Origin of the sequence: Metapseudomonas boanensis (assembly GCF_042232855.1) — a bacterium.
Classification (GTDB): domain Bacteria; phylum Pseudomonadota; class Gammaproteobacteria; order Pseudomonadales; family Pseudomonadaceae; genus Metapseudomonas; species Metapseudomonas boanensis.
The window spans coordinates 1,494,128-1,520,122 of record NZ_CP113889.1 but is presented as its reverse complement, the minus strand read 5'-3'; the positions used below and the strand labels follow the sequence as shown (position 1 = coordinate 1,520,122).

Sequence of the window (25,995 nt, the reverse complement as noted above, 5' to 3'; positions counted from 1 at the left end):
GCATTTGCTCGTGAAAATGTGGCATTCGCCAGCAAGCTGGCTCCTACAGGAGAAGGCCGAACTTGATGTAGGAGAGAGCTTGCCCGCGAGTGTCCAGGTGCCGGCGAAGTCGCTCAACCCTGCTTGAGGCACGCCTCCAGGCCGTCGCGCCAATCCGGCAGGCGGACCTGCCAATCCCGCGCCAGCTTGCTGCAATCCAGTCGCGAGTTCAGCGGACGTCGGGCCGGCGTCGGGTATTCGCTGGACGGAATCGGCAGCAGTCGCGCGCAGGGTTTGCCCTCGGCGCGCAAGTGGTCGGCGATGGCGCTGGCGAAACCGAACCACGAAGTCTCGCCCTGGGCGGTGAAGTGATAGACCCCCCATGCACGCGTGCCGGCTTGCCATTGGCGCACCAGTTGCGCCGTTGCCTGGGCGATGCTGCCAGCCCAGGTCGGCGCGCCGATTTGATCGCTCACCACGCGCAGCTCGTCGCGCTCTTGCAGCAGCCTCTGCATGGTCAGCAGGAAGTTGCGCCCATGCAGCGAATAGACCCAGCTGGTGCGCAGGATCAGATGCTCGCCACCCACCGCCTGAATCGCCTGCTCCCCGGCCAACTTGCTGCGGCCATAGACGCCAAGCGGGTTGGGAATATCGTCCTCGGTATAGGCGCCGTCTTTCTCGCCATCGAAGACGTAGTCCGTGGAGTAGTGGATCAGCGGAACGCCCAGGACCGCCGCTTCCTCGGCCAGCACGCCGGGTGCTGTCGCGTTGATCGCGAAGGCAACGTCCGGCTCGGTCTCTGCCAGGTCGACGGCCGTATGGGCGGCGGCATTGATGATCAGGTCTGGGGTCAGAGCGCGGACGTGCTGGCGAATCTCGTCGGGCTTTGCCAGGTCGAGTCGATCGCGCCCCAGGGCCATGACTTCGCCGGCATCGGCCAGGCTCATCTGCAGCTCGCAGGCAACCTGACCACTGTAGCCAGTGACCAGAATTTTCATGGGTATACGTCCGCGCCCTTGAAGTCGGTACCGACGCGATCTTTTGCAGAAAGCACGGGAGGAGCTGCCAGCGGCCAATCGATGGCCAGTTCGGGATCGTCCCAACGGATGCAACGTTCATGTTGCGGCGCGTAGTAATCAGTGGCCTTGTACAGCACCTCAGCCGTCTCGCTGAGCACCAGGAAGCCATGCGCGTAGCCTTCGGGGACCCACATCTGGTGCTTGTTCTCGGCGGACAGATAGGCCCCGACCCAACGGCCAAAGGTCGGCGAATTGCGGCGGATATCCACCGCCACATCGAAAACCTCACCTTGGACGACACGCACCAGCTTGCCCTGGGCCTGTTGCAGTTGATAGTGCAGGCCGCGAAGCACGCCGCGTTGCGAGAGAGAATGGTTGTCCTGTACGAACTCCGGCGTCAGGCCGGTGGCTTGCGCGAACTCGCGTGCATTGAAGCTTTCGTAGAAGAAGCCGCGCTCATCGCCGAATACCCTGGGCTCCAGGATCAATACGTCCGCAAGCGCAGTTGCGGTTACCTTCACACGTGTTCTCCCGCCAATTTGAATAGGTACTGACCGTAGCCGGTCTTACCGAAGGTCTCAGCCCTGGCCAGCAACTGCTCCTTGGTGATCCAGCCGGCCTGGAATGCTATTTCCTCCAGGCAGGCCACCTTCAGCCCCTGGCGCTGCTCGATGGTCTGCACATACTGGGAGGCTAACAGCAGGTTGTCAGGGGTGCCGGTATCCAGCCAGGCGAAGCCTCGGCCAAAACGCTCGACACGCAGGTCACCTCGCGCGAGGTAGGCATTGTTGACGTCGGTGATCTCCAGTTCACCTCGCCATGATGGCTTCACCGCCTTGGCGATCTCGATCACGTCATTGTCATAGAAGTACAGGCCGGTGACGGCGTAGCTCGACTTGGGCTGCTTGGGCTTCTCCTCGATGGAAACCGCCCGACCTTCAGTGTCGAACTCAATCACGCCAAAGCGTTCCGGGTCGTTTACCCAATAGCCGAAAACGGTTGCGCCGCTCGGCTGGCTGGCCGCGCGTCTGAGCTGCTCGGTGAAGTGCTGGCCATGGAAGATATTGTCGCCGAGGATCAGGCACACCGAGTCATCGCCAATGAAGTCCTCGCCAATCAGGAATGCCTGCGCCAGACCATCCGGCGACGGCTGCACCGCATAACTGAATGTGACGCCGAACTGGCTGCCGTCACCCAGAAGGTTGCGGTATTGCGGCAAGTCCTTCGGGGTGGAGATCACCAGGATCTCGCGGATGCCCGCGAGCATCAGGACCGAGAGCGGGTAATAGATCATCGGTTTGTCATAGATCGGCAGCAGCTGTTTGGAGACGCCCAGGGTGGTGGGGTGCAGGCGCGTGCCTGAGCCCCCGGCAAGGACGATCCCTTTCATACCGAGACTCCCAGTCGTTCACGTTGATAGCTGCCGTCCTGCACGCGGCGGCACCAGTCGAGGTTGTCGAGGTACCACTGCACGGTCTTGCGCAGGCCGGTTTCAAAGGTTTCCTGCGGGACCCAACCCAGTTCTCGCTTGATCTTGCCGGCATCGATGGCATAGCGCTGGTCATGGCCCGGGCGGTCCTTCACGAAGGTAATCAGCTGCTCGAATCGCTGGATGCCTTCGGGCTTGTTCGGTGCCAACTCTTCCAGCAGCGCGCAGATGCCGCGCACTACATCGAGGTTCTTCTGCTCGTTGTGGCCACCGATGTTGTAAGTCTCGCCCACCTTGCCGCGCCTTACGACTTCGAGCAGCGCACGTGCATGATCCTCGACGTACAACCAGTCGCGGACCTGCTGGCCATCGCCGTATACCGGCAGCGGCTTGCCTTCGAGCGCGTTGAGGATCATCAGCGGGATCATCTTCTCGGGGAAGTGATAAGGGCCGTAATTGTTCGAGCAGTTGGTCACCAGCACCGGCAGGCCGTAGGTGCGGTGCCAGGCGCGGACCAGGTGATCGGAAGCCGCCTTGCTGGCCGAGTACGGCGAGCTCGGTGCATAGGGCGTGGTTTCGGTGAACAGGTCATCGACACCGTGCAGGTCGCCGTAAACCTCGTCGGTGGAAATGTGATGGAAGCGGAAGGCCGCCTTGCGGGCCTCATCCAGGCCCTGCCAATAGGTGCGCACGCTTTCCAGCAGGTTGTAGGTACCCACGATGTTGGTCTGGATGAACGCCGCAGGCCCGTCGATGGAGCGGTCCACATGGGATTCCGCGGCCAGGTGCATCACCGCGTCCGGCTGGAAGCGGGCCAAGGCTGCGTCCACGGCTTTGCTATCGGCGATGTCGGCCTGGATGAACTGATAGCGAGGGTTGTCCGCCACGGTTTCAAGCGACTCGAGGTTGCCGGCGTACGTCAGCTTGTCCAGGTTGAGCACTTCGTGGCTCGTCTTCGTGAGCACGTAGCGAATCAGTGCCGAGCCAATGAAACCGGCTCCGCCAGTGACCAGAATTCGCATGTCTATTCCCCGAATTTGAAGATTTTCTGCATCGATTGTGGACCAGCATCCAGCCTTGCGCGTGAGCGGCCTGTGACTGCAATAATTGTACCCCCCTGGCAGAACCCTCGTTGGACGGAAAGCCTCGACGAATCAGCAGGGCCTGTCGCCGCCAACAAGACGCGGGCCTGCAGAGGACTGCTCTATTTCCCTGGGGCGGGCGGGTTGAGAATGGATGACAAACACGACGGTGTGCGCGGGTGACGTTTCCAGCGACAGATGAATGGCATCGTCCCGCCGTGTGCCCTATGTTCTTAACGTCAGGGGATGCAACACACGATGTTGTTGCCCGCAACATAAGCAGGGGAGTTTTTGCGGATGACCTCCAATAAGGAAAGCGCAGGTAGAGCCTGGTACGTGGTCCAGTGCAAGGTGCGCCAGGAAGAGCGCGCTGAGGAAAATCTGCGGCGTCAGGACTATGTCTGCTATCACCCCAAATTCAGGCGCGAGCGCCTGGTCAAAGGGCGGCGGGAGATCGCGGAAGAATCGCTTTTCCCAGGCTACCTGTTCGTCCATCTCAGCCAGGAGGATAACTGGGGGCCCTTGCGCTCAACGCGGGGCGTGATCCGTATCGTGAGCTTTGGCAACCAGCCGGCGGTGCTCGGTGATGGCCTGATCGAACAACTCCAGCAGCGCGAACATCAGCCTTGCGTAGAGGAGTTGCTATCGATTGGTGAAAGGGTTCGTATCAATGAGGGGCCATTTGCCGACCTCGAGGCCATTTTCATGGCCATGGATGGGGAAACACGCGTCGTGCTTCTGCTCAATTTCTTGCAGCGCGAGCAGAAGCTCCTCATGCCGTTGACCGGGGTCAGGAAGCTCTGAAGGGCGTGTCGTTTTTCAGGCGTCAATCCAGCGGTCAACAGTGAGGCGGATCGCTCCGGCTATTCCCGACACTCTCCAGTCTTTTGAAATAGCGCATCTCAAATGCCACCGGTGAATGCATCCTGGCGGTGGTCGGAGTCATGGGCATCTCGATGGCATCGCCCCCCTCTGCATTGTCTTGGCAGCTACCCTGCCGCCTCATGCTGTTGATCAGGCTATTGGCCTTGAAGAAGCGCTGCCAGACCGAGCTGCATGCGGCTGGCAAATCCACTCGGAAGCCCGTACTGCGCGGCATTCAGACGCCGGAGATCCTGTTTTTCGCTGCTCGAAGACCTCGCCGGTGTACCCGTGTGGGCGGCCCCCTCGGCGATGGGCAGACCATCTTCGGCCGCTGGCTTTGACCGTCTCGATCCTGAGTTGACCGGGATGACACGGGTTGCTCGAGCCTCCCCCTGATGCGGCTCAGTTCCAGGTTGTGCAGGTCTCCACGACACCTGGGCCGATGAAAGAGTCGAGGGGAGGAGGAGCAGAGGGAATTCCGACTGACGGTTTCAGAGGCAATACAGGCGTCAGTTCACGTGATCTCCCCGCAACTATCCTTCCAATCGACATGGTGCGCTGAGCTGTATTCGGCCCGCCGGGTCGTAAGGATTTGCTTCTGATGCATCTGGATCTAGCACCACCGCTCTCAGGTTAAGGCGGAAAAAAACTTGGGGCGGTAGCGTGTCTGGCTACTCAAATCGATGAAGGTGGCTCGCGGTTGTTCACAACCGCCTTCGAGAAAAGCAGCGTTGTCGCAACATCCGATAACTGCCCGCTACTCAAGGCAGGAGGGGACGGATATCCATGCAGTATCCAATGAGGACGTTCGATATGCGTAAAGCGCTTTCCGTTCTTACCTTGGCTATAGCGCTGACTTCTGGTCAGGCTTTCGCTGACCAATCCACCCTGGCCGCTCTGCAGTCTGCAGGCATAGCCCTGACCGGAGCCCAGGCCAGGACCGTGGCTGCTGCACATGGTGATGCTTTGGCCGACGCCATCGCCAATATCGTTGCCGCAAATTCTGAGGCAGCCACAACCATCGTTGCCGCTGCAGTAGGCGCCGCTCCGGACCAGGCTGCAGCCATCGTTGCTGCTGCCATAACCGCCGCTCCGGACCAGGCCTCAGCCATCATTGCCGCTGCCATAACCGCTGCTCCGGACCAGGCCCCAGCCATCGTTTCCGAAGCCGTGGCTGCCGCTCCGGGGCAGGCCCCAGACATTGCTGCTGCTGCCATGACCGCTGCTCCAGACCAGGCCTCGGCCATCATTACCGCTGCCGTAACGGCCGCTCCAGCCCACGCCGCCTCGATCAGCGACGCTGCGAACAATGCCGCCGGCAATAACACTGCCTCGGCCAAAAACCGCTCCTCCAACACGACTGCCACCTCCAACCCGCCTAACAGCGTCGGTGGCCCTGATACCGCTCCCATAAGCGCCGCCCGAGCCCAAACTGCCGCGACCAACGACGCCGACAACAGCGCTACCTCGGCTGATACCAGTTCTGCCGCCACCTCCAGTTCGCCGAGCAGCAGCGGTGGCGGTGGCTCTGCCAGCCCAAATTAGTCGACTGAAACTCAGCTATAACACTACCAATGCGTTACCTTAGGCGTCCGCATAGTTTTGCATTTTTCGCCAGCAAAGCCACAAGAAGGATCATTGGGGGCCCCTATGTGCATTAGGTTGAAAGCAAGTTCACTGGCTGCCGCCATTTCAGCAGCACTAACTGCAAATGCTTGGGCAATTGAGCCGCAATATATCAAGCTGTCCGAAAGCCTGACCTTCACCCCGACGCTCGAAGTGGGCGAGTGGTACGACGACAACTTCCGAGCAGTTGAAGAGAATGAGGAGTCTTCCTGGATAACCAGGATCGCCCCGACCTTCGTACTGGGCGCCAAAGGCCGCAAGAGTGCTTATGCGCTGACATACAAGGCTAGCAGCGACATTTTTCATTCGAGCCGCAAAGACGACAACACAGACCACTATCTGTTTGCAGATGCCGGGTTCATGTTCGATGCGCGCAACAATCTTAAGTTGAACGCGGGCTACCAACAGGTTGAAGACACGGACTCGAAGGACCAGAACGTCCAGAACGACAAGCCCACCACCAGCAATATTGGCGGCGTGTACACCTACGGTGCCAAGACCGCCCGTGGACAGGTCGATCTAGGTGCCAATTACGAGGAACTGCGCTATCGAAACACCGACCACATCAATGCCGAGAACGAGCGTGACACTACCGAACTCAGCAGCACCTTCTACTACCGTGTAGCACCCAAGACCCGTGCCTTGGTCGAGGCACGCCATACCGACTTCGAGTACGTTTCGAACGATCGCCTCAACAGCAACAACATCGCTCTGCTCGGCGGTCTGACCTGGGACGCCACCGCAAAGACCAGCGGCACCGTCAAGTTTGGTGGCGAGAAAAAGCGTTTTGATGAATCCGGCGTCGACGACCAGAGCGGTTCGATGTGGGAGGTGGGGGTCAGCTGGAAGCCGCGCACCTACTCGACGTTCAACCTGAATACCCGTCGTGCGATCGACGAGGGTGACGATGGTGCTTCCGCCATCAAGGTCCAGAGCGCTACCTTGAGCTGGAACCACGACTGGCTCGAGCGCTTGAGCTCCGACGTCAGCTACAGCTACTCCGACGAGGAGTACCAGGACATCGATCGTGACGACAAGATCAAGAGCCTGGGTTTGGGCCTGACCTACAAGATGCGCCGTTGGTTGGATGTGGGTGTCGGCTACACATACGCCGAAGACGATTCCACCGCCATTGGCGAAAGCTATGAACGCAACATCTACATGATCCGTTTCACCGGCAGTCTCTGACTTTGCGTCCGTAGAAAAACAGGGGGCGCTTGCCCCCTTTCGTTACTTCGATATCTTCAGGAGTAAACGAACCAAATGATCATTCGACTCTTTTCCAGACTGATTCTCGGCATGCTGCTGCTCAACAGCAGCATCGTGCAGGCGGAGGGCAATTCCCAATACAAGCTCGCTTCTGGAGATGTCATCCGCATCAGTGTCTTCGGTGAGAAGGATCTCAGTTTCGAAAAACTCCGCCTGACCGATGCCGGCACCTTCTCCTACCCATTCATTGGTGAGGTCCAGGCCAAAGGCAAAACTGCTGCCGAGATCGAGCAGATCATCATCAACAAGCTCAAGGGCGACTACCTGGTCGATCCGCGCGTATCGGTCAGCGTCCTGCAGTACCGAGAATTCTTCATCAGTGGCGAGGTGAAGACCCCTGGTGGTTATCCCTTCCAGCCAGGGTTGACCCTGCGTCGTGCCGTCGCTCTTGCCGGCGGACTCACCGAGCGTGCCTCGGACAAGCGCATCACCATCATCCGCGACCACGATGCCAGCCGCACTCCCGAGCCGGCCACCCTCGACACGCTGGTCTTGCCTGGCGACACCATCACGATCGACCAGGGCTTCTTCTAAAGAGCAAGCCATCGTCCCGGCAAACCTGGGAACGGACCGCGTCACGCGGCCTGCCCTGCTGATGCCTGAGCGCCGTTAACTTTTTCAGGGTGTCCCACTCATGGAAAGTAATACGCATATCATCGAGCGCAGCCTGATTGGCCAACGTCCGGAAGCGGTCGACTACGAGATTGACCTGCTCAAACTGTGGCGCACTGTCTGGCACCGAAAGTGGAGCATTCTCAGCCTGGTGCTGGTGGTCACCATGGTCACGATCCTTGCGGTGTTCGCCATTACCCCCATTTACCGCGCTGCCGCCACCCTGATAATCGAGGAGAAGACCGCCAAGGTCCTTTCCATCGAGCAAGTCTACGGCGCGGAGGGAGCTGGAAGCGAATACCTGCAGACACAATTCGAGCTACTGAAGTCGCGTGCTTTGGCCGAACGCGTGGTGCGCCAGCTGAACCTGACCACACATTCCGAGTTCGACCCTCGGCAGCAGCCTGAACCCCTGATCGACTTCCGTGGTGTGCTGGGCCATCTGGATTTCAATAAGGTCGTACCTGTGACGCTGCCGGGCGACCTGGAAGCAGGGGACGGCCCCACCGAAGCGCAAATCTTCGATTCGGTTACCAGGGCCTTCATGGACCGCATTAGCGTGGAGCCGCAAGGAAGAAGCCAGTTGGTCAGGGTGCAGGTGGACATGTCAGATCCGCACACGGCTGCCCTGGCTGCCAACGCCATGGCCAACGGCTTTATCGAGAGCCAGCTGGAAGCGCGTATGGAAATGTCCATGACAGCCGCCAACTGGATGAACAGTCGCCTGGGCGAATTGCGCACCAAGCTCAAGGACGCGGAAGACCGGCTGCAGGCCTTCCGGGAAGCGGAGAACCTGGTAGACGTGAAGGGCGTGGTCACCATCAGCGCTGCCGAACTGTCCAGCACCAGCGACCGCATGATCGACGCGCGCCGCCAGCGTGCCGAAGCCGAAAGCCAATACCGTCAGGTCCAGGCCATGCGCAGCAGTGGCTGGCAGCGCCTGGCAAGCGTACCGGCGGTGCTGGGTCACCCACTCATCCAGCAGTTCAAGGCAGAGGAGGCGAGGGCCAGGGCCAAAGTCGAAGAGTTGTCTCGCCGCTACGGTGCTCGCCACCCATCCATGGAGGCCGCCCGCTCCGAACTGAGTGCAGCCTCCGCCAGCCTGCGCGGTCAGGTCGAACAGGTGGTGGCCGGCATCGAACGTAACTACCAACTGGCGGTAGCCAACGAGAGCTCGTTGCAGGCCTCGTTCAACGCCAACAAATCGCAGATCCAGAACATCTCGCGCAAGGAGTTCAAGCTGCGTGAGCTGCAGCGCGAGGTTGACGCCAACCGCGCGGTCTACGACACCTTCATGACCCGCCTGAAGGAAACCACCGCCACTTCTGACCTGGAAAGCGCAAATGCCCGGGTGGTGGATCTGGCTGCAGTGCCTACCGCCCCGATCGCGCCGAAAAAGACGCAGATCATCGCCGTCGCAGCCTTGATTGCCCTGGGCTTTGGGGTCGTGCTGACCCTGTTGCTGGACAAGCTGAACAACACCGTCAAGAACACTGAGCAGTTGGAGAGCCGCCTTAACATTCCAGTGCTTGGCATCCTGCCACTCCTGAAGCGCAAGTCGCGCAGCCAGCTCGCCCGCATGTTCGCCGCCGACCAGGACAAGTGCTTTTCCGAGGCGATTCGGACCATCCGGACCGGGGTGGTGCTCTCTGGAGTCGACAATCCGCATCGGGTCATCGTCGTGACCTCCTCGGCTCCCGGAGAGGGCAAGAGTACCGTCTCGGCCAACCTGGCCTTCGCTCTGGGGCAGATGGAAAGGGTTCTGCTGATCGATGCTGACCTGCGTCGACCAAGCTTGGCCAGGAGTTTCGAGTTCCCGGTTGGCACCCCGGGCCTGGCCAACCTGATCGCCGGCACTGCCACGCTGGAAGACTGCATCAAGCAGGTGGATGGTATCGACATCATTGGCGCAGGCAGCGTGCCGCCCAATCCGCTCGAACTGCTCTCCTCGCCACGCTTTGCAAAGGTCTTCGAAGTACTCAGAGGCAAGTACGAGCGCATCATCATCGACTCGCCACCGACACAGGCGGTCAGCGATACCGTGCTCCTGGCCACCTTCGCCAACTCCGTAATCTACGTGGTCAAGTCAGCCGCCACCGCCATTCCGCTGGTGGAAAGAGGCGTCGGCCAGCTGCTGCAGAACAACGTCCCGGTGAACGGCTTTGTCCTCAACCAGGTAGATATCAAGAAGGCCAAGCGATACGGCTACAGCTACGGTGGGTACTACGACTACTACGGCTACAGCAATATCAAACAGGTGTGAGCGCAGTCACCTTGTGGCAAGTGCAAAGGCTTTGACTGACTGAGTTGTGGACGACACATGACCGCCGAGACCCAGGGCCTGTAGGGGCGAAATCAATCGTAAGCGGATTTCGCGAGCAAGAGCCAAACACCCCCCTGGTTCCAGAAAATCAGATCAAAGCATGACCTTATCGGCGTCCAGCCGCTAAGGCTTTGATTCGCGTTGAGCGTATTGCCTACCAACGCACCCCTACCCTGGAATATCCAGCAGCAGTCTCTGCTGCAGGCAATGTCTTGCCCGCGAGAAACCAGCCAAGGAGTCGGGTTTCCTGGTTGATCAGGACTCACTCCTGCCCGTTCGATGAAAGGTTTCAACAACCGCCATGATCGACTTGCACAACCATTTGCTACCCGGCATCGATGACGGGGCCCCCGACCTAGAAGCTTCCCTTGCACTGGCGCGCATAGCCGTTCAGGACGGTATCACTCACCTGGTCTGCACGCCGCATATCCACCCAGGCCGATACGACAACACACTGGCCAGCATCCAGGACGCAAAAGCTCAATTCGATGCTGCGCTGAAGGAGCAGGGCATTCCCCTGCGGGTGGTTGCAGCCGCGGAAGTGCGCTTCGGCATGGAGCTGATGATGGGTGTCAGCCAAGGGGCAATTCCCTTCCTGGGCCGATGGCAGGGCAAGCAGGTCCTGCTGCTCGAATTTCCCCACGGAGAAATACCTTTTGGCGCCGAGCGTCTGATCAGCTGGCTGCTGCAACGCAACATTGTGCCGATGATCGCCCACCCTGAGCGCAACAAGGACCTCATGCGCATGCCGTCCAGGCTCAAGCCCTTCCTTGAGCTGGGCTGTCTGCTCCAAGTCACGGCCGGGTCCGTGGCCGGCCGCTTTGGCCCCGCCGCCGAGGCACTTGCCCGCGCCCTGTTGGAACAAGGCGTGGTCACCGTACTCGCCAGCGATGCCCACAACCTGCAGCATCGCCCGCCCATGCTCAGCGAGGGTATGCAGCATGCAGTTCGTATCGTCGGTGATGCCAGGGCCGAATCCTTGGTTCTGCATACACCTTGGGAAATCGCCCAGAGCCATTTCGCATGAGCGCCAGCCAATCGCTCGACCGGCCAGGCAGCCGGAAGCACCGGAACTCGCATGCGAGTTCGCGAGGTGAGAGCGTGATCATGCAGCACGTGCCAGTTCTGTTGCTGATCCTGTTCTCCTTCGTGCTGATGGTCATGGGGGCGTACATGCTGCTGGCTGGCATTGCCAGCTATCAGGCCGAAGCTTTCATCAGCTCATGGGATAAGCGGGGTAGAGAACCCAGTGTTGTCGCCTGGGAAATTGCCCACAACGCGGCACAGCGCGCCATCAGACTCTACCCGGTCGCTGATGGCGATCGGCTGGACCGCCTCGGACGTATCTACAGCTGGAAACAATTTCGTCAGCCCTATGCCGCCCCTGCTGCGCAGCACTCTCGCCGTGCTGCTCTCGAAACATACCGTGCCGCGATAGCTGCACGGCCGAGCTGGCCTTACACCTGGGCGCGCCTGGCTCACAGCAAGCTTTACCTTCAGGAGTTCGATAGCGAGTTCGAGCAGGCCATGGCCCAGGCATTCCGGCTCGGCCCATGGCGTATCGGGGTGAACCTCGAGCTGGCCGAAATCGGCTTTGACGCCTGGCCGCAGTTAAACGAAGCCCAGCGTCAGGCAACCCGCGAATCGGCCAGGCGCAGCGCGGCTTTCGGAAATGCAGAGGCTCAGCACCTACTCGAGATCGCCCAGCGAACTGGCCGGATCAGGGTGCTGTGCGAGAGCCTGAGCCACGAGCTCATAAGCATGCGCAAGCTCGTGCCATGTGTGCATTAGTGCTACAGCAACCCGTCGAGATTCGTGCATTTCCGTGAGTGCGGGCCTGTCGGCATTCGCCAGCAAGCTGGCTCCTACAAGGAGTTGCAGGGCCGCGGAACAGTTATTACGAGGCAGTACACCAGGTAACGACGCCGAATGTGTTGGCGCCGATGGACAAAACCGCAAGGAGCGCATGACCCACGCTTTGCCACAGGCAGTAAAGAGCAAGCGCACCGTTGCAGGTATTCGTCGTGTCACAGTCCGAAGCAACAGCACCAGCACGCCATGGTGCATCTACCAGCAGGCGCAACACTCGTGTTCAAACAGGGCGTCGTTTGATCTTTCTGGGGCGTGGCTTGACGTTCTGGGGCCAATGGATAGCGGCGGTCAGTCTGCTCATTACCCTGCTCTGTGTGCTTGCGCTGATGAAGACTGGAGAGATCGGCTTGCACTACCGCATGCTGGCGCTTCTTGCCCTGGTCGGCTCCGTGCCCGTTTACTCCTTGATGCGGGTCTACCACAAGAAGCATGGCTACCTGGTTGGCCTTTGCCGTTTGCTCGGCGGCTGGTTGATTCTACTGGGCGGCCTTGCGGCTGCCGCGTATGTCACCAATACCAGCGAGCTGTTCTCCCGTGAAGTGACGTTCACCTGGGCCTTGCTCGGCTTTGCCCTGCAGGCAGGCGCCTATATACCGTTGCATACCTTTGCCCAGGGTTATGACCGCAAGCAGCAAGCCGCTCGCACCTCACTGATCATTGGCACTGGCGAGCTTGCCTGCAATCTGGCGGACAGGCTCCTGGAATACAAGTACGGCCCGGTGGCAGGTCTGGTCGCTGCGGGTGAAGAGGAGCTGCCGAGCAGCGAACGTTACCCCGTCATCGGCAATCTGGTGGACGTGCGCGAGCTGATCGTCACCCATCACATCAGCCGTCTCTACATCGCACTGCCACTGGCTTCGGCCGAAAGGATCCAGGACCTGTACTTCGACCTGCTCGACGCCAATGTCGATGTGGTCTGGATTCCAGACCTCCACACCATCATGCCGCTCAACCACTCCGTTGGCGATATCGAAGGCCTGCCGGCCATTCACTTGAATAAATGCCCGCTCTCGGTCTATCCCAGTGCCGCCCTGAGCAAAGCGTTGATGGACCGCACGCTGGCCCTGCTGGCGATCGTTGTCCTCAGTCCGGTGTTGCTGGCCACCGCGATTGCCGTGAAGTATTCGTCGCCCGGCCCAATCCTGTTCAAGCAGAAGCGCCACGGCTGGAATGGAACCATCATCCAGGTATGGAAGTTCCGTTCCATGCAATTACACGAAGACCCTCGGGTTACGCAGGCCAGTCGCGACGACCCGCGCATCACTCGCGTCGGTCGCTTCATCCGTCGCACTTCCATCGACGAATTGCCGCAGCTGTTCAATGTACTGCAAGGTCAGATGTCCCTCGTCGGCCCGCGCCCGCACGCGATCGAGCATAACAACTACTACACCGGCAAGGTCTCCGCCTATATGGCCCGCCACCGGATCAAGCCCGGCATTACCGGCCTGGCCCAGATCAGTGGCTGCCGGGGCGAAACCGAGACAATCGACAAAATGCAAAAGCGCGTTGAACTGGACCTGGCCTATATCAACAACTGGTCGTTGTGGCTGGATATAAAAATTCTGTTCCAGACGCCTTTCTCCCTGTTCTCCAGAGACATCTATTGAAGCGTCCCGGCCGCAGCCAAGCTTCCTTTTTGAGCAGCTTGGTCTCCGATTCAAATCGATGCGGCCATAAGTGCCTCACAGACATTCAGACCTTCGCTTTGCAACACGCGCAGCGAAGCGACTGTTTGCAGCAACGGTTGGTGGTCTGGCCCGAGGCGATCCGGGTCACACCCCGCAGTACGTCATCGACATGAGCAAGCGCAATCGCCTACGGGTCAGGTCTCCTCAGGGGAACTTCGAGACCGGTATCCGCAAAACCGTCGAGTGGTAACTGAGTCATCGGAACGATGCCGTCAAGTGCGGCGCGGTAACTACCAACGTGATCAGGACTGGAGAATCATGAAAGGCATTATTCTGGCCGGCGGCTCCGGAACCCGGCTCTCCCCGATTACCCGCGGTGTGTCCAAGCAACTGCTGCCGATCTACGACAAACCGATGGTCTATTACCCCTTGTCGGCACTGATGCTCGCAGGTATCCGCGACATCCTGCTGATCAGCACTCCGGAAGATATAGGGGGGTTCCAGCGGCTGCTCGGTGATGGTAGCGAGTTCGGCATCAATCTGAGCTATGCGTTGCAGCCCAGCCCCGATGGCCTGGCGCAGGCCTTCATCATTGGCGAAGAGTTCATCGGCACCGATTCGGTGTGCCTGGTGCTAGGCGACAACATTTTCTACGGCCAGGGCTTCAGGCCCATGTTGTGCCAAGCCGCTCAGCGCGAGAAAGGCGCCACTGTCTTTGGCTATCAGGTGAAGGACCCGGAGCGTTTTGGTGTGGTTGAGTTCGATCACAACAAACGCGCCATCTCCATCGAGGAGAAGCCGCTCAAGCCCAAGTCCCAGTTCGCCGTCACCGGCCTGTATTTCTACGACAACGACGTGGTGGAGATCGCCAGGCAAGTGAGACCCTCCGCTCGGGGCGAGCTGGAAATCACCAGCATCAATCAGATCTACCTGGAGCGGGACGAACTCTACGTCGAATTGCTCGGCCGCGGTTTCGCCTGGCTGGACACCGGCACCCATGAAAGCCTGATGGAAGCCGGACTTTTCGTAGAAACCATCGAGAAACGCCAAGGCTACAAAATCGCCTGCCTTGAAGAAATTGCCCTCAACAATGGCTGGCTGAACGCTGATGACCTGCAGCGTATCGGCCAGACCTTGAGCAAGAACAGTTATGGCCAGTACTTGCTTGCCCTGGCCAGGGAGGGCGTATGAGCGATAAACCGGTTTACGTCACCCAACCCTACTTGCCACCGCTGGATGAGTTCATCCCCTATCTGCAACAGATCTGGGACAACAAGATCCTCACCAATGGCGGACCGATGCACAAGGAGCTGGAAACTGCACTTTCCAACTACCTCGGTGTCGAGCACATCGCCCTGTTCAACAATGGCACCATCGCCCTGCTCACTGCGTTGCAGGCACTGCGCGTGGCGGGTGAAGTCATCACCACACCATACTCCTTCGTTGCTACCGCACATTCCCTGCTGTGGAATGGCATCAAACCCGTGTTCGTGGATATCGATCCGCACACCCTCAACCTGGATCCGGCCAGGATCGAAGCCGCCATTACCCCGCAGACCACCGCCATCATGCCGGTGCATTGCTATGGCAACCCCTGTGATGTCGAAGCCATCCAGAAAATAGCCGACAACTACAACCTGCGGGTGATCTACGACGCTGCCCATGCTTTTGGTGTGCAGGATGAAGGGGGCAGCATCCTCCGCCATGGCGATCTCAGCGTGCTGAGTTTCCATGCCACCAAGGTATTCAACACCTTCGAAGGCGGCGCCATTATCTGCCCGGATGCCAAGACCAAGAAGCGTATCGATCAGCTGAAGAACTTTGGCTTTGTCGATGAAGTTACCGTAGTGGCCCCCGGCATCAACGGCAAAATGAGCGAGATCAACGCGGCCTTCGGTCTGCTGCAACTGCAGCACATCGACCGTGCCATGGCCCGTCGGCGCGAAATAAGCCAGGCCTATCGCGAACACCTGAAAGACGTCAAAGGCATTCGTATCGTCGAGGAAACCGGTCAGAAGGTCGCCAACTACTCCTACTTCCCGATCCTGCTGGAAGCCGACTATCCGCTGAGTCGCGACGAGCTGTACCTGAAGCTCAAGGAGAACAACATATTTGCCCGTCGCTACTTTTACCCACTGATAAGTGAGTTCCCAATGTACCGTGGGCTGGCCTCGGCGCAGCGCAATAACTTGCCGGTAGCAAACGAAGTCGCTGAGAAAGTGATCTGCCTGCCGATCTATCCAGCACTTCAAGAAGCATCGATCAACGCAGTCGCGGAGCTCATTAACCAAGGTGCGAAGTGATGAATAAAGCTGTTGGCGGTTATTTCGAGCTTGAATTGCCTTCAGAAACCTCAAGCTATTATCCGGAGGCGCTTCGGTTTCAATCTGCTCGCGCTAGCTTCTACGCACTGCTCTGCGCGGGGCGCCCACGCAAGGTTTGGATGCCACATTACGTCTGTGACTCCATGCTCGGCCCGTTGGACAAGGCCGGTGTCGAGGTTTCTTTTTACTCCATAAATGAAGACTTCTCAGTCAGAGATGAAATCAACCTTCATCCAGGTGAGTGGATTTTTTATGTGAATTATTTCGGTGTTTGCTCGAATCGGCAGCGTGAGATTCTAAAGAAATTCAATTCTGAACAAGTCGTCTTTGACCACTCCCAGGCATTTTTTGCACCACCACTCGACTGTTTGGCGACTATTTACTCGCCACGTAAATTTTTCGGCATACCGGATGGTGGGCTACTGATTACGAAACTTCCTATTCCTGAACCGGAGGAAACAGACGATGGATCGATCCAGCGCTCGCTTCATCTCCTGAAACGGCTTGCTGGAACCCCGGAGTCTGGCTATGCAGACTACCAGGCAGCCGAAAAAACACTCGAAGACTTCCGGTATAGAAAAATGTCGGTGCTGACGGAAAATCTGTTATCAAGAATCGATTATGAGTCGGCAAGACTGAAAAGAAACGAGAATTTCAGGTTTCTCCATAAAGAGCTTGGGTTTCACAATAGATTGGAGTTGGACATCGAGGCAATTGACGGGGCGTTATGTTATCCCTTCTTCAAAAACTTGAAAGGCCTTAGAGAAGAGTTGATTGGGCAAAGAGTATTTACTCCAACGTATTGGGCTGCATGTCGCTCTCGCGTGAAGGTTGAGTCGTTAGAGTACGCGCTTGTCGATAGCCTGATTCCAATACCTTGTGATCAGCGCTACAGCGGAAAAGATTACGGGGCCGCTATGAGCATAATCAATAGGAGTATTGGAAGTGAGTGAATTCTATCTGAGGGAGTTGTCACGGGGTGACATAGAAAGCATCAACAGGTGGAGGAATGATCGAGAGATTATTCGCACGCTTGGATCAACCTTCAGGTATATCGCTGAAGAGATCGATTCGGCATGGATGGACTCTTACCTATCGAGCAGGAGTAACTGCATAAGGCTTGCAATCTGCGAGATGGCAAGCAAGAAAATTGTTGGTGCCGTCTATCTGTTAGCTATCGATTGGATAGCCAGAAGCTGTGAGTTCGGCATCTGGATTGGAGAAAGAGATTTCCAAGGCCGGGGGGTTGGTACCTTTGCAACCAATAAAGCACTTGAGCATGCTTTCCTGGACATGAACTTGAACCGAGTCCATTTGACTGTCCTTGAGAATAACGAAAGAGCAATCGCGCTTTATAAAAAAATTGGGTTTTCAGTTGAAGGGGTGCTCAGGCAAGCCGTTTTCAAGGAAGGTAGTTATTTGAATATGGTTCAAATGGCAATCCTGGCAAGCGAATTCAGTCGCTCAGAGTAATTCCATCAATTGGCTATGGGGCTTGTTCCCAAGGAGTGCCTTAACCAAGAGGTTCGGTGATGTCAAAAACTATTGCAATGATGCAGCCCTATCTGTTCCCGTACCTGGGATATTTCCAGTTAATAGCGGCCTCAGATTTGTTTGTGCTAGGGGATGATTTGCAGTACGTCAAGGAAGGGTGGATTAACCGTAATCGGATTCTTGTCAATTGTGAGCCGAAATTTATAACGTTTCCCCTTAAAAAAGATGGCCATACCCTGAATATAAATCAGCGGTTTTTGTGCGATAACATTCAGGATGAACTGTCTAGAATTATAAAGATGATTTCTTTGAGTTATTCCCGTGCACCTTTCATCAGGACCGTACTTCCCTGGTTGGAGCAGGTGATGCGCTATCCGCAAAACAATTTGGCGCGGTATGCGGAAAATGCAATTCGTGAGACCTGTGCGTATCTGCATATCACCACACCACTTATACGTTCTTCTGACTTGAGTCTGCCGCCGCCAATCGATCACCAAGATCGGGTCTTCCAAACCATGAAGGTGTTAGGTGGCAAGACGTACATCAATCCGATTGGTGGGCGACATTTGTATTGTTTTGAGGATTTTATACGTCAGGGCATGCAGTTGTGTTTTCATCGTATTGACCCGATAGAATACAAGCAGTTAAAGCAGTCGTTTGTCGCCAATCTGTCGATCATTGACCTGCTGATGTTTAATAGTGTCGATGAAATCCGTCTTATGTTGAGCAGGTTTTCGCTGGAAAGTATTGAGGGGACACTTCGCAAGCCTGAAGCAAGCGACTCCACTGAATCGATTTTTACTATGGAGGATATGCTCTTCGTAGACTCTGATAACGCGGGCGATTGTTGCTGACTGGATCGCATTGCCTGCTTTGAGTTTTTATTGCCCAGATGGAGGGGCTGGCGAAGGGTTTGCAGAATTCCAAAGTCGTTGGCTGAAGAAAATCCCGGAGTGGCGCGAGAAGCGATAAGTCAAGTCAAAAGACAAGGCGCATTATCCCATGCTGAGACATAAATTGTCCTTTACGCATAATGTGGTGGCTAATTACGCGAGCCAGATTTATGTCACCGTCGTAGGCATTCTGGTCCTGCCTCTGTATATCAAATACATGGGCGCAGAAGTCTATGGCCTCGTGGGCTTTTTCACCATGCTGCAGGCCTGGTTTACTCTTCTGGATTTTGGATTGACCCCCACGATTGGCCGTGAAACCGCCCGCTTCCATGGCGGCGTCATGTCCACGTTGGCCTATCGCCAGTTATTTCGCGCACTCAGCATGATCTTTACCAGTATTGCCCTGATCGGTGGTGCTGGTTTGTGGCTCATCTCCGGGGTGATTGCTACCCGTTGGCTGAATGTCACGGACTTGCCGCTGGTTGAAGTCGTACTGGCCGTGAAAATCATGGGCATCAGTGTGGCCCTGCGCTGGATGGGGGGGCTATACCGGGGCGTGGTTACTGGCGCCGAACGTATGGTTGGGCTCAGTATTTTCAATGCCCTGATCGCCACTCTGCGCTTTGTTGCGGTCTTCGCCAGCATGTGGCTGTTCGGCTTTTCAGCGTTTGTCTTCTTCATTCACCAGTTGGTCATCGCGCTGGTGGAGTTACTTGGCCTGTTCTTGATGAGCCGGCGCCTACTGCCCACGCAGGTCAGCCTGGATCAGCCCGTCGGCTGGTCATTCCGGCCAATAAAGCCACTGCTGAAATTTGCCCTGACCATCGCCATCACTACATCGGTCTGGATACTGGTCACGCAAACCGACAAGTTAGTGCTGTCGGGTTTTATGCCACTCGAGGAGTACGGCTACTTCACCCTCGCCGTGCTGGTCGCCGGTGGGATCCTGGTCATAAGCGGCCCCATCAGCAGTGCCATCATGCCGCGTATGGCCAGGTTACATGCTGAGGGCAAGCACGATGAGATGATCAAGGTCTACCGCAACGCCACCCAACTGGTCAGCATTATCGGTGGCTCCGCCGCTATCACCCTGGCTACCTTCGCCGAACCGCTGTTATTTGCCTGGACCGGTGATGCGCAACTTGCAGCCAAAGCCGCGCCTATCATGCGTTTGTACGCGATCGGTAATGGCTTGCTCGTCGTCGGCGCATTCACCTACTACCTGCAATATGCCAAGGGGAACCTGCGTTATCACCTGATTGGCAATGCCGGAATGGCCGTTGTACTGATTCCAAGCATCGTATTTGCCGCCATGCACTTCGGGGGCATTGGAGCTGGTTACGTCTGGCTCGGCATCAACGCTTTTTCCTTCCTGTTATGGGGTGCGTATATCCACCATAAACTCGAGCCTGGTCTGCATCTCACCTGGCTCTTCCAGGATGTCGCGAAGATCATTCTGCTCGCAATGCTACCGCCGTTGATACTCGTCAGCCTGGGCGTTACCGCGGAGACCAGGTTGCTGAGTCTGGCGATGGTGGTCATGGGAGGGTTTGTTTCAATTGCTGGGGCGTTGGCGGGCTCCACAACCTGGAAAAGCTGGATGCTCCGCAGGTTCGCATGTGAATCCAAGATCAAGAATTTACAGAGCTAATGGATTACCTAACAAGGTAGGCGGGTTAAATAGCCATGAAAGAATTCAATCTGGATAAATTCCTTAGCGCACCTCTTCCAACAGAAGAGGAGATAATTTCATCGTGGCAAGGGGATGCCACAAAACCTGTCGTGAGCGTGGTCTGTCTGACATACAACCAGGACAAGTATATAGAGGATGCAATCCGTGGTTTTCTGATTCAGAGAACGAGCTTCCCATTCGAGGTGATCATTCACGATGATGCATCGACTGATTCGACCGCGCAAAAAATACTTGAGTACAAGGAAAGATACCCAAACATAATAAAGCCAGTCATCCAGGCAGAGAATCAATATTCAAAAGCCCCATTCTCTGTCATGTCAGAAGCTTTCAAGGTTGCTTCTGGAGAGTATGTGGCGATATGCGAAGGCGATGATTTCTGGATCGATGAATTGAAGTTGCAGTCGCAGTTTTCAATGATGAAACAGAATCCTGAAATTAAGATTTGCTTTCACGCATGCCACGAAACCGGAGGGGGGCGCGTCAAGCAACTTTTGAAAAGATTCCTGTTGTACCCCAAGAAGGCGGGGGTTATTGATGCAAAAGAGGTCATCAGAAACGGTGGCGGCTATGTGCCAACCGCATCGATTTTCTTGAAAAGAACGGAGTTCATGAATTTTCCCGGTTGGTTCGCAGCCTGCCCTGTTGGGGACTATTTATTGCAGATCATTCTCGCCAACCCTGGCGGGGCGCTGTTCTCTCCTAAAGTAATGTGTGTCTATCGGAAATTCGCAGAGGGCTCCTGGTCAGCAAAAATTGCGAAATCCAGCGAGTTTAGCGTGACTCATAGTATAAAAATGACAGAGTCGCTGAATAAGCTAAAGCTATATTTTGCTTCAAAGTATAGTGATGAGATAGATGGGGTCATAAATCTGATAATTCTTTCGGTTCTCCTGGATAAGGACATTGATAAATCACATAAGGAAAGGTTAGGCAGCCTTATTCCTGAGTCGGTAATGGTCAAGGAGGCCTACAGGGTAGCTCAGAACCCCCATGATCCAGGGTCAATATTTATTAGACATATAATGTCTGGCTATTTGTCGCTGCTGCGCTTCGTGAGGATCTTCAAGGTGTCCTGCAAGTGGGCCGTAAAATGATACTCAACGCCAAAGATCAGTTGGGAGGCTAAATGAACAGCATGCCTGCCATTGGTACAAGCCTGAGAAGCTACCCGGTAAGCTCCCGAAACGTGTTTTACGCGGGAGTGTTGCTATCCCTGCTAACCCTGTCACTTCCTTTTACCAGACTGGTTTCAGGGGTAAATCTTATTTTGTTTGCTGTTTTGTTTGCTGTATTTGCCTTCCTGAATCGGAAGGCGCAGAAGCTTCCATGGGCTTTGTCTTTTTTCTGTTTGATTTCATTGTGCTATGCGGTGTTGTCTGTTTTCAACGTATTTCCTTCAGTGTGGACGCGCTACTTCCAGATTTCCGCAATACCTCAGCAGGCGCTTTTTGCCTATGCAATTCCCACCACTTTTCTGGTGATGACTTTCTACTTTAAAGAGAGGATCAATGCAGATGATGGTCGTAGAGGGTTGGCCAATCTGTTTTTGCTATGGGTGGTGATGAATTATCTGGATATGCTGACCTCAGATGCGTTCAGCCTTAAAGGCCTGGTCAGTATCAGTGGTCTTGGTAATGTTCCTGCACTCGTCATTGCAGCAACATCTCTTTATTTGAGTACAATTAAAACTCCAGGGAAAAGGGTCGGTCTTTTGTTGGTTTTCCTTGCGATGAGCTTTCTGAGTCCTTTTTCGCAGAATAAAATCTATGCATTGATTTTCGCTGGTATGTGGCTATTCCCCAGATATGCTTTTTGGATGTTGGTGGCACTGATTTCCAGTAGTGTCATCCTCTATGCGTCTACGGTTGGTTCGCCTTTGTCGGTTGCTTTTATAGATGCAAACCTTGCTGTTCGTCTCGTGCTGTTGCGAGATGCGCTGGAAGGCCTCGTAGGGTCAAATTTCATAGGGGTTGGGTTTGGAACGGAATCAATCAGGAACTATTATCTGGTTTTCGATAGTCCGGTATTCGCCAATGAAGAAGAGGCAGGTTTCATTCACCTTTCAGTGCACAATTCGTTTGCCGCCATACCTTTTCGAGTTGGCCTGGTAGGATTCATTGCGCTGCTTGTCTTCTTATGGCAGACCCTTATGAGGGTTAAAACAGATGGTCCGCATAATGAAAAAGCCTTGAAGTGCTCACTTTTTGCTGCATTTTTCATTGTTTCTTTCCAGAATCCGGCTATTGAGAGCTATGCATACTTGTATGGTGTGTGCATGTATTTGAGCCTGATCTGGGCCTTCGATAGGCCGGTCATAGAGATTGACAAGCGCTTGCCAGTGCGCCGTTCAGGCAAAGACAAATTGGGCGCTGTTCAGCTCTGGATTCACTCTCGTCTGCGCTAGAGTGTGGTCGGTCAATATATGTATCGTTTCTTGATGCTGTTTTCCCTTGCAGGCAATTAGTTTCTTTTCGGGTTGCCAGATAGTGTCAAGCTAGTGAAGTGGTCAAATCAACTCTTGGGTCAATCTCCGGCGCTACGCCAACGGCCCCGACTCGGATTCGGCTGGCAGCAAGTTGGCGGATGATTCGGCAGTAGCCTTTCTCAACGTTCTGTATCTGCTGTTCCAACAAGGCGCTTCGCTTTTGCCGAAGATGCTTCACTTCGAGTCAAGGAGTTCTCATGGGAATACAAGTGATCCATGGTGAATGCCATCTACCGGGGAACACTCGAAGTGCAGATGTGCCGAAGCAAATACGGTCTTTGCTGGTTCACAACTACTATGCCTCAGAGTTTCCGTCGGGTGAAAACCAGGTCTTCGAGACGGAAAAGCATTTGCTGCGATCCCATGGCCAAGAGGTGTCTGAGTTTGTTCGTCAAAGTGATGAAATTCGCGCACAAGGAAGCTGGGGCACAGTAAAGGGCGCATTGGCAACGCCGTGGAACCCTTGGGCATCTGCCGCCCTGTTACGTGAGATAGAGCGCTTCAAGCCTGATGTCGTGCATGCCCACAATACTTTCCCTTTGCTTTCTCCTGGGATCTTCCATGCAATTGGCAAGCGTGCTGCGCGAGTTCTGACACTTCATAACTACCGATTGTTTTGCCCGGCCGCCATTCCCATGCGTGACGGGAAGGTTTGTACCGAATGCCTCGATAAGCACTCACCCATGCCGGCGATGATTCATGGGTGCTATCGCAGCAGTCGTGCTGCGACGCTGCCGCTGGCCTTTAGTGTGGGTTTGCACCGCGCACTCGGTACCTGGAGCGATCAGGTTGACGCATATATCTGTCTCTCCGAGTTCCAGCGCGGGTTGATGATCAAGGCCGGGTTGCCGAGCGAGAAGGTGCACGTCAAACCCAATTTCTATCCCGGCAATCCTCCGGTCACTGCCTGGGCACAGCGAAAGCCCTACGTGATTTTTGCCGGGCGTCTGACTGCGGAAAAAGGCTTGTTCAGCCTGCTCCGCGCCTGGCAGGCCTGGGGTGCAGCCGCTCCTGAGCTCCGCTTGGTGGGCGATGGCGAATTGCGACCTGAGCTGGAGCGTATGGCTGCGGGTCTGCCGGTGAGTTTCCTGGGCCAGGTCAGCGCAGAGCAGGCGCAAGCACAGATTGCCGGTGCACGTTTACTGGTGTTGTCGTCTGAGTGCTTTGAGGGCTTCCCGATGGTCGTCCGCGAAGCTTTCGCCTTCGGTACACCCGCCGGTGTATCCGATCTTGGTCCCTTGCCGACGATCGTGCAGCACGGAAAAAGTGGCGTGGTTTTCCAGCCATCCAATCCCCAGTCGTTGTTGCAGGAAGTGCGTACTGCCTGGGAGACGCCAGGGCTCCTCGAACAGCTTGGCCAAGGCGCACGCGCCGAGTTTGAGAGCCGGTACACCGAAGAGGCCAACTTCGCCTCTTTGATGGACATTTATCGACAGGCCATCGAGGTCTCGCGCAATGGATAGACATCTCGACAACGATCAGCGGGCGGTGAGTTCGGTGATCGGTGCACCCATCGACTCGTTGAGCTGGTCGCAGGTATTGACCTGCCTCGCGATCTGGGCAGCGGCGCGGGAAAGTCGCTATGTCTGTATTTGCAACGTCCACTCGGTGGTTACTGCCCATCACAACCAGGACTTCGCCAAGGTGATCCGCGAGGCGGATATGGCCACGCCAGATGGCTCCCCCGTGGCCTGGTTGATGCGTCGTATGGGCGTTTCCAGGCAGGAGCGGATCAATGGCCCCGACCTGATGTGGCAATACTGCGCCGAGGCCGCGCAGCGTGGGGAGTCGATCTATCTCTATGGCGGCATGCCGCAAACCCTCGAGATTCTCCAGCGCAAACTGCTGGAGCAGTTTCCCGGACTGACGATTGCCGGTGCCTGCTCGCCGCCCTTTCGCCCGTTGACCACTGAAGAAGATGCCGCTGTGGTTGACGCCATCAACGCTTCCGGCGCTGGCACCGTCTGGGTCAGCCTGGGCTGCCCGAAGCAGGAGCAATGGATGGCTGAGCATTGCGGGCGGATCAATGCAGTGATGGTAGGGGTCGGCGCCGCCTTCGATTATCACGCCGGCACCATTCAGCGTGCGCCGCTGTGGATGCAACAGCACGGCCTGGAGTGGCTTCACAGGGTGTGTAGCGAGCCACGGCGTCTGTGGAAGCGTTACCTGGTGACCAACACCCTTTTCATTGTGCATGCCGTGCGACAGCTGCTGGGCCGTTGATTCACTGCGCAGCACCCGCGGTATTACCTCTCTGATTTGAAGAGGACTGATAGATGACACAGAAAAAAGCCCTTATCACCGGCATCACCGGCCAAGACGGCTCCTATCTTGCAGAACTCCTGCTCGAAAAGGGCTATGAGGTGCATGGCATCAAGCGTCGCGCTTCCTCCTTCAACACCCAGCGTGTGGATCACATCTATCAGGGGCCGCATGTCGATGATCGCAACTTCGTGCTGCATTACGGCGATCTGAGCGACTCATCCAACCTCACCCGCATCATCCAGGAAGTGCATCCGGATGAGGTCTACAACCTGGGCGCACAGTCCCACGTAGCCGTGAGCTTCGAGTCGCCGGAATACACGGCCGATGTGGATGCTTTGGGCACCCTGCGCATTCTCGAAGCGATTCGCCTGCTTGGGCTGGAGAAGAAGACTCGCTTCTACCAGGCGTCCACTTCCGAGCTCTTCGGCCAGGTGCAAGAAATCCCGCAGAAGGAAACCACGCCGTTCTACCCGCGCTCACCCTATGCGGCGGCCAAGCTCTACGCCTACTGGATCACGGTCAACTACCGTGAGGCCTATGGCATGTATGCCTGCAACGGCATCCTGTTCAACCACGAGTCGCCGCGCCGTGGCGAAACCTTCGTGACCCGCAAGATCACCCGTGGCCTGGCCAATATTGCGCAAGGCCTGGAACACTGCCTGTATCTGGGCAACATGAATTCGCTGCGTGACTGGGGACACGCCAGGGACTACGTGCGCATGCAATGGATGATGTTGCAGCAGGAGCAGCCGGATGACTTTGTCATCGCCACTGGCGTGCAGTATTCCGTTCGCGAATTCATCCGCTGGTCTGCAGCAGAATTGGGGGTCACCTTGCGCTTCGAAGGTGAAGGCGTGGACGAAATGGCCATTGTCGAACGCCTTGCGGGCGACAAGGCGCCGGCCCTCAAGATCGGCGATGTGGTTGTTCGCGTCGACCCTCGCTACTTCCGTCCGACCGAAGTGGAAACCTTGCTTGGCGACCCCACCAAGGCCAAGCAGAAGCTGGGCTGGGTACCGGAAATCACCGTGCAGGAAATGTGTGCCGAGATGATTCGTGAAGACCTCAAGGTCGCGCAGCGTCACGCGCTCCTCAAACAGCACGGCCACGAAGTGCCGGTTGCAGGGGAGCACTGAAC

Annotated in this window: 23 protein-coding genes; 19 read left to right on the top strand and 4 right to left on the bottom strand. The window is 56.4% G+C overall.

The genetic code is table 11. The features are described from left to right. Window positions 1-113 precede the first annotated feature (113 nt). From rfbD to rfbB, 4 genes are read right to left on the bottom strand one after another with little or no spacing between them, the layout of a single operon-like run. Window positions 114-977: a dTDP-4-dehydrorhamnose reductase gene (gene rfbD / locus OXH74_RS06945; RefSeq protein WP_375740614.1), complete on the bottom strand. Its 864-nt coding sequence runs from the start codon at window positions 975-977 to the stop codon at window positions 114-116. Further along, complete coding sequence (gene rfbC, locus OXH74_RS06940) at window positions 974-1,519, bottom strand: dTDP-4-dehydrorhamnose 3,5-epimerase (RefSeq protein ID WP_375740613.1); 546 nt, start codon at window positions 1,517-1,519, stop codon at window positions 974-976. Before rfbC ends, rfbD begins: the two co-directional genes overlap by 4 nt. Continuing rightward, entirely contained in the window at window positions 1,516-2,388 is an 873-nt protein-coding gene (rfbA, locus tag OXH74_RS06935) for a glucose-1-phosphate thymidylyltransferase RfbA (protein ID WP_375740612.1), read from the bottom strand. Before rfbA (OXH74_RS06935) ends, rfbC begins: the two co-directional genes overlap by 4 nt. Beyond that, a complete protein-coding gene (rfbB, locus tag OXH74_RS06930; RefSeq protein WP_375740611.1) occupies window positions 2,385-3,449 on the bottom strand; it encodes a dTDP-glucose 4,6-dehydratase in 1,065 nt (354 codons plus the stop codon). The genes rfbA (OXH74_RS06935) and rfbB overlap by 4 nt, the downstream gene beginning before the upstream one ends. 357 nt (window positions 3,450-3,806) lie before the next feature. Here rfbB and rfaH point away from each other — a divergent pair, with 357 nt between their 5' ends. From rfaH to gmd, 19 genes are all read left to right on the top strand, one after another. Next, on the top strand, window positions 3,807-4,313 hold the full coding sequence (gene rfaH / locus OXH74_RS06925; RefSeq protein ID WP_375740610.1) for a transcription/translation regulatory transformer protein RfaH: 507 nt from the start codon (window positions 3,807-3,809) through the stop codon (window positions 4,311-4,313). 873 nt (window positions 4,314-5,186) lie between these two features. Further along, window positions 5,187-5,918 carry a hypothetical protein gene (locus tag OXH74_RS06920; RefSeq protein ID WP_375740609.1) on the top strand — a complete coding sequence of 244 codons (732 nt, stop codon included), beginning with the start codon at window positions 5,187-5,189 and terminating at the stop codon, window positions 5,916-5,918. 117 nt (window positions 5,919-6,035) lie between these two features. Then, window positions 6,036-7,187 carry an outer membrane beta-barrel protein gene (locus OXH74_RS06915; RefSeq protein WP_375740608.1) on the top strand — a complete coding sequence of 384 codons (1,152 nt, stop codon included), beginning with the start codon at window positions 6,036-6,038 and terminating at the stop codon, window positions 7,185-7,187. Between the two features lie 75 nt (window positions 7,188-7,262). Further along, complete coding sequence (locus tag OXH74_RS06910; RefSeq protein ID WP_375740607.1) at window positions 7,263-7,802, top strand: polysaccharide biosynthesis/export family protein; 540 nt, start codon at window positions 7,263-7,265, stop codon at window positions 7,800-7,802. 100 nt (window positions 7,803-7,902) lie between these two features. Beyond that, window positions 7,903-10,143: a GumC family protein gene (locus tag OXH74_RS06905; RefSeq protein ID WP_375740606.1), complete on the top strand. Its 2,241-nt coding sequence runs from the start codon at window positions 7,903-7,905 to the stop codon at window positions 10,141-10,143. A gap of 361 nt (window positions 10,144-10,504) precedes the next feature. Further along, window positions 10,505-11,230 carry a tyrosine-protein phosphatase gene (locus OXH74_RS06900; protein WP_375740605.1) on the top strand — a complete coding sequence of 242 codons (726 nt, stop codon included), beginning with the start codon at window positions 10,505-10,507 and terminating at the stop codon, window positions 11,228-11,230. Window positions 11,231-11,304: 74 nt separating this feature from the next. Further along, window positions 11,305-11,994 carry a hypothetical protein gene (locus OXH74_RS06895; protein ID WP_375740604.1) on the top strand — a complete coding sequence of 230 codons (690 nt, stop codon included), beginning with the start codon at window positions 11,305-11,307 and terminating at the stop codon, window positions 11,992-11,994. Between the two features lie 317 nt (window positions 11,995-12,311). Further along, complete coding sequence (locus OXH74_RS06890; protein WP_375740603.1) at window positions 12,312-13,682, top strand: undecaprenyl-phosphate glucose phosphotransferase; 1,371 nt, start codon at window positions 12,312-12,314, stop codon at window positions 13,680-13,682. A gap of 339 nt (window positions 13,683-14,021) precedes the next feature. After that, on the top strand, window positions 14,022-14,894 hold the full coding sequence (gene rfbA / locus OXH74_RS06885; RefSeq protein WP_375740602.1) for a glucose-1-phosphate thymidylyltransferase RfbA: 873 nt from the start codon (window positions 14,022-14,024) through the stop codon (window positions 14,892-14,894). Beyond that, window positions 14,891-16,006 carry a DegT/DnrJ/EryC1/StrS family aminotransferase gene (locus tag OXH74_RS06880; RefSeq protein ID WP_375740601.1) on the top strand — a complete coding sequence of 372 codons (1,116 nt, stop codon included), beginning with the start codon at window positions 14,891-14,893 and terminating at the stop codon, window positions 16,004-16,006. The genes rfbA (OXH74_RS06885) and OXH74_RS06880 overlap by 4 nt, the downstream gene beginning before the upstream one ends. Continuing rightward, on the top strand, window positions 16,006-16,980 hold the full coding sequence (locus tag OXH74_RS06875; protein ID WP_375740600.1) for a hypothetical protein: 975 nt from the start codon (window positions 16,006-16,008) through the stop codon (window positions 16,978-16,980). Before OXH74_RS06880 ends, OXH74_RS06875 begins: the two co-directional genes overlap by 1 nt. Then, on the top strand, window positions 16,973-17,500 hold the full coding sequence (locus tag OXH74_RS06870; RefSeq protein WP_375740599.1) for a GNAT family N-acetyltransferase: 528 nt from the start codon (window positions 16,973-16,975) through the stop codon (window positions 17,498-17,500). Before OXH74_RS06875 ends, OXH74_RS06870 begins: the two co-directional genes overlap by 8 nt. Before the next feature lie 59 nt (window positions 17,501-17,559). Beyond that, window positions 17,560-18,375, top strand: coding sequence for a WbqC family protein (locus OXH74_RS06865; protein WP_375740598.1), 816 nt, complete (start codon window positions 17,560-17,562; stop codon window positions 18,373-18,375). Window positions 18,376-18,523: 148 nt separating this feature from the next. Beyond that, on the top strand, window positions 18,524-20,065 hold the full coding sequence (locus OXH74_RS06860) for an oligosaccharide flippase family protein (protein ID WP_375740597.1): 1,542 nt from the start codon (window positions 18,524-18,526) through the stop codon (window positions 20,063-20,065). 35 nt (window positions 20,066-20,100) lie between these two features. Next, a complete protein-coding gene (locus OXH74_RS06855; protein WP_375740596.1) occupies window positions 20,101-21,201 on the top strand; it encodes a glycosyltransferase family 2 protein in 1,101 nt (366 codons plus the stop codon). Window positions 21,202-21,233: 32 nt separating this feature from the next. Further along, the gene (locus OXH74_RS06850) at window positions 21,234-22,511 is read left to right on the top strand and encodes a hypothetical protein (protein ID WP_375740595.1); all 1,278 of its coding nucleotides are present in this window, start codon (window positions 21,234-21,236) and stop codon (window positions 22,509-22,511) included. Between the two features lie 278 nt (window positions 22,512-22,789). Further along, window positions 22,790-24,055 carry a glycosyltransferase family 4 protein gene (locus OXH74_RS06845; protein ID WP_375740594.1) on the top strand — a complete coding sequence of 422 codons (1,266 nt, stop codon included), beginning with the start codon at window positions 22,790-22,792 and terminating at the stop codon, window positions 24,053-24,055. Continuing rightward, complete coding sequence (locus OXH74_RS06840; protein WP_375740593.1) at window positions 24,048-24,815, top strand: WecB/TagA/CpsF family glycosyltransferase; 768 nt, start codon at window positions 24,048-24,050, stop codon at window positions 24,813-24,815. Before OXH74_RS06845 ends, OXH74_RS06840 begins: the two co-directional genes overlap by 8 nt. A gap of 53 nt (window positions 24,816-24,868) precedes the next feature. Further along, a complete protein-coding gene (gmd, locus tag OXH74_RS06835; protein ID WP_215372016.1) occupies window positions 24,869-25,993 on the top strand; it encodes a GDP-mannose 4,6-dehydratase in 1,125 nt (374 codons plus the stop codon). The last annotated feature ends 2 nt before the right edge of the window (window positions 25,994-25,995 follow it).

What these genes read in the sequence shown, in the direction of transcription:
- rfbD (WP_375740614.1), bottom strand. Translation starts at nt 977, where the DNA reads ATGAAAATTCTGGTCACTGGCTACAGTGGTCAGGTTGCCTGCGAGCTG.
- rfbA (WP_375740612.1), bottom strand. Translation starts at nt 2,388, where the DNA reads ATGAAAGGGATCGTCCTTGCCGGGGGCTCAGGCACGCGCCTGCACCCC.
- rfbB (WP_375740611.1), bottom strand. Translation starts at nt 3,449, where the DNA reads ATGCGAATTCTGGTCACTGGCGGAGCCGGTTTCATTGGCTCGGCACTG.
- rfaH (WP_375740610.1), top strand. Translation starts at nt 3,807, where the DNA reads ATGACCTCCAATAAGGAAAGCGCAGGTAGAGCCTGGTACGTGGTCCAG.
- OXH74_RS06920 (WP_375740609.1), top strand. Translation starts at nt 5,187, where the DNA reads ATGCGTAAAGCGCTTTCCGTTCTTACCTTGGCTATAGCGCTGACTTCT.
- OXH74_RS06910 (WP_375740607.1), top strand. Translation starts at nt 7,263, where the DNA reads ATGATCATTCGACTCTTTTCCAGACTGATTCTCGGCATGCTGCTGCTC.
- OXH74_RS06905 (WP_375740606.1), top strand. Translation starts at nt 7,903, where the DNA reads ATGGAAAGTAATACGCATATCATCGAGCGCAGCCTGATTGGCCAACGT.
- OXH74_RS06900 (WP_375740605.1), top strand. Translation starts at nt 10,505, where the DNA reads ATGATCGACTTGCACAACCATTTGCTACCCGGCATCGATGACGGGGCC.
- rfbA (WP_375740602.1), top strand. Translation starts at nt 14,022, where the DNA reads ATGAAAGGCATTATTCTGGCCGGCGGCTCCGGAACCCGGCTCTCCCCG.
- OXH74_RS06880 (WP_375740601.1), top strand. Translation starts at nt 14,891, where the DNA reads ATGAGCGATAAACCGGTTTACGTCACCCAACCCTACTTGCCACCGCTG.
- OXH74_RS06875 (WP_375740600.1), top strand. Translation starts at nt 16,006, where the DNA reads ATGAATAAAGCTGTTGGCGGTTATTTCGAGCTTGAATTGCCTTCAGAA.
- OXH74_RS06865 (WP_375740598.1), top strand. Translation starts at nt 17,560, where the DNA reads ATGTCAAAAACTATTGCAATGATGCAGCCCTATCTGTTCCCGTACCTG.
- OXH74_RS06860 (WP_375740597.1), top strand. Translation starts at nt 18,524, where the DNA reads ATGCTGAGACATAAATTGTCCTTTACGCATAATGTGGTGGCTAATTAC.
- OXH74_RS06855 (WP_375740596.1), top strand. Translation starts at nt 20,101, where the DNA reads ATGAAAGAATTCAATCTGGATAAATTCCTTAGCGCACCTCTTCCAACA.
- OXH74_RS06850 (WP_375740595.1), top strand. Translation starts at nt 21,234, where the DNA reads ATGAACAGCATGCCTGCCATTGGTACAAGCCTGAGAAGCTACCCGGTA.
- OXH74_RS06845 (WP_375740594.1), top strand. Translation starts at nt 22,790, where the DNA reads ATGGGAATACAAGTGATCCATGGTGAATGCCATCTACCGGGGAACACT.
- OXH74_RS06840 (WP_375740593.1), top strand. Translation starts at nt 24,048, where the DNA reads ATGGATAGACATCTCGACAACGATCAGCGGGCGGTGAGTTCGGTGATC.
- gmd (WP_215372016.1), top strand. Translation starts at nt 24,869, where the DNA reads ATGACACAGAAAAAAGCCCTTATCACCGGCATCACCGGCCAAGACGGC.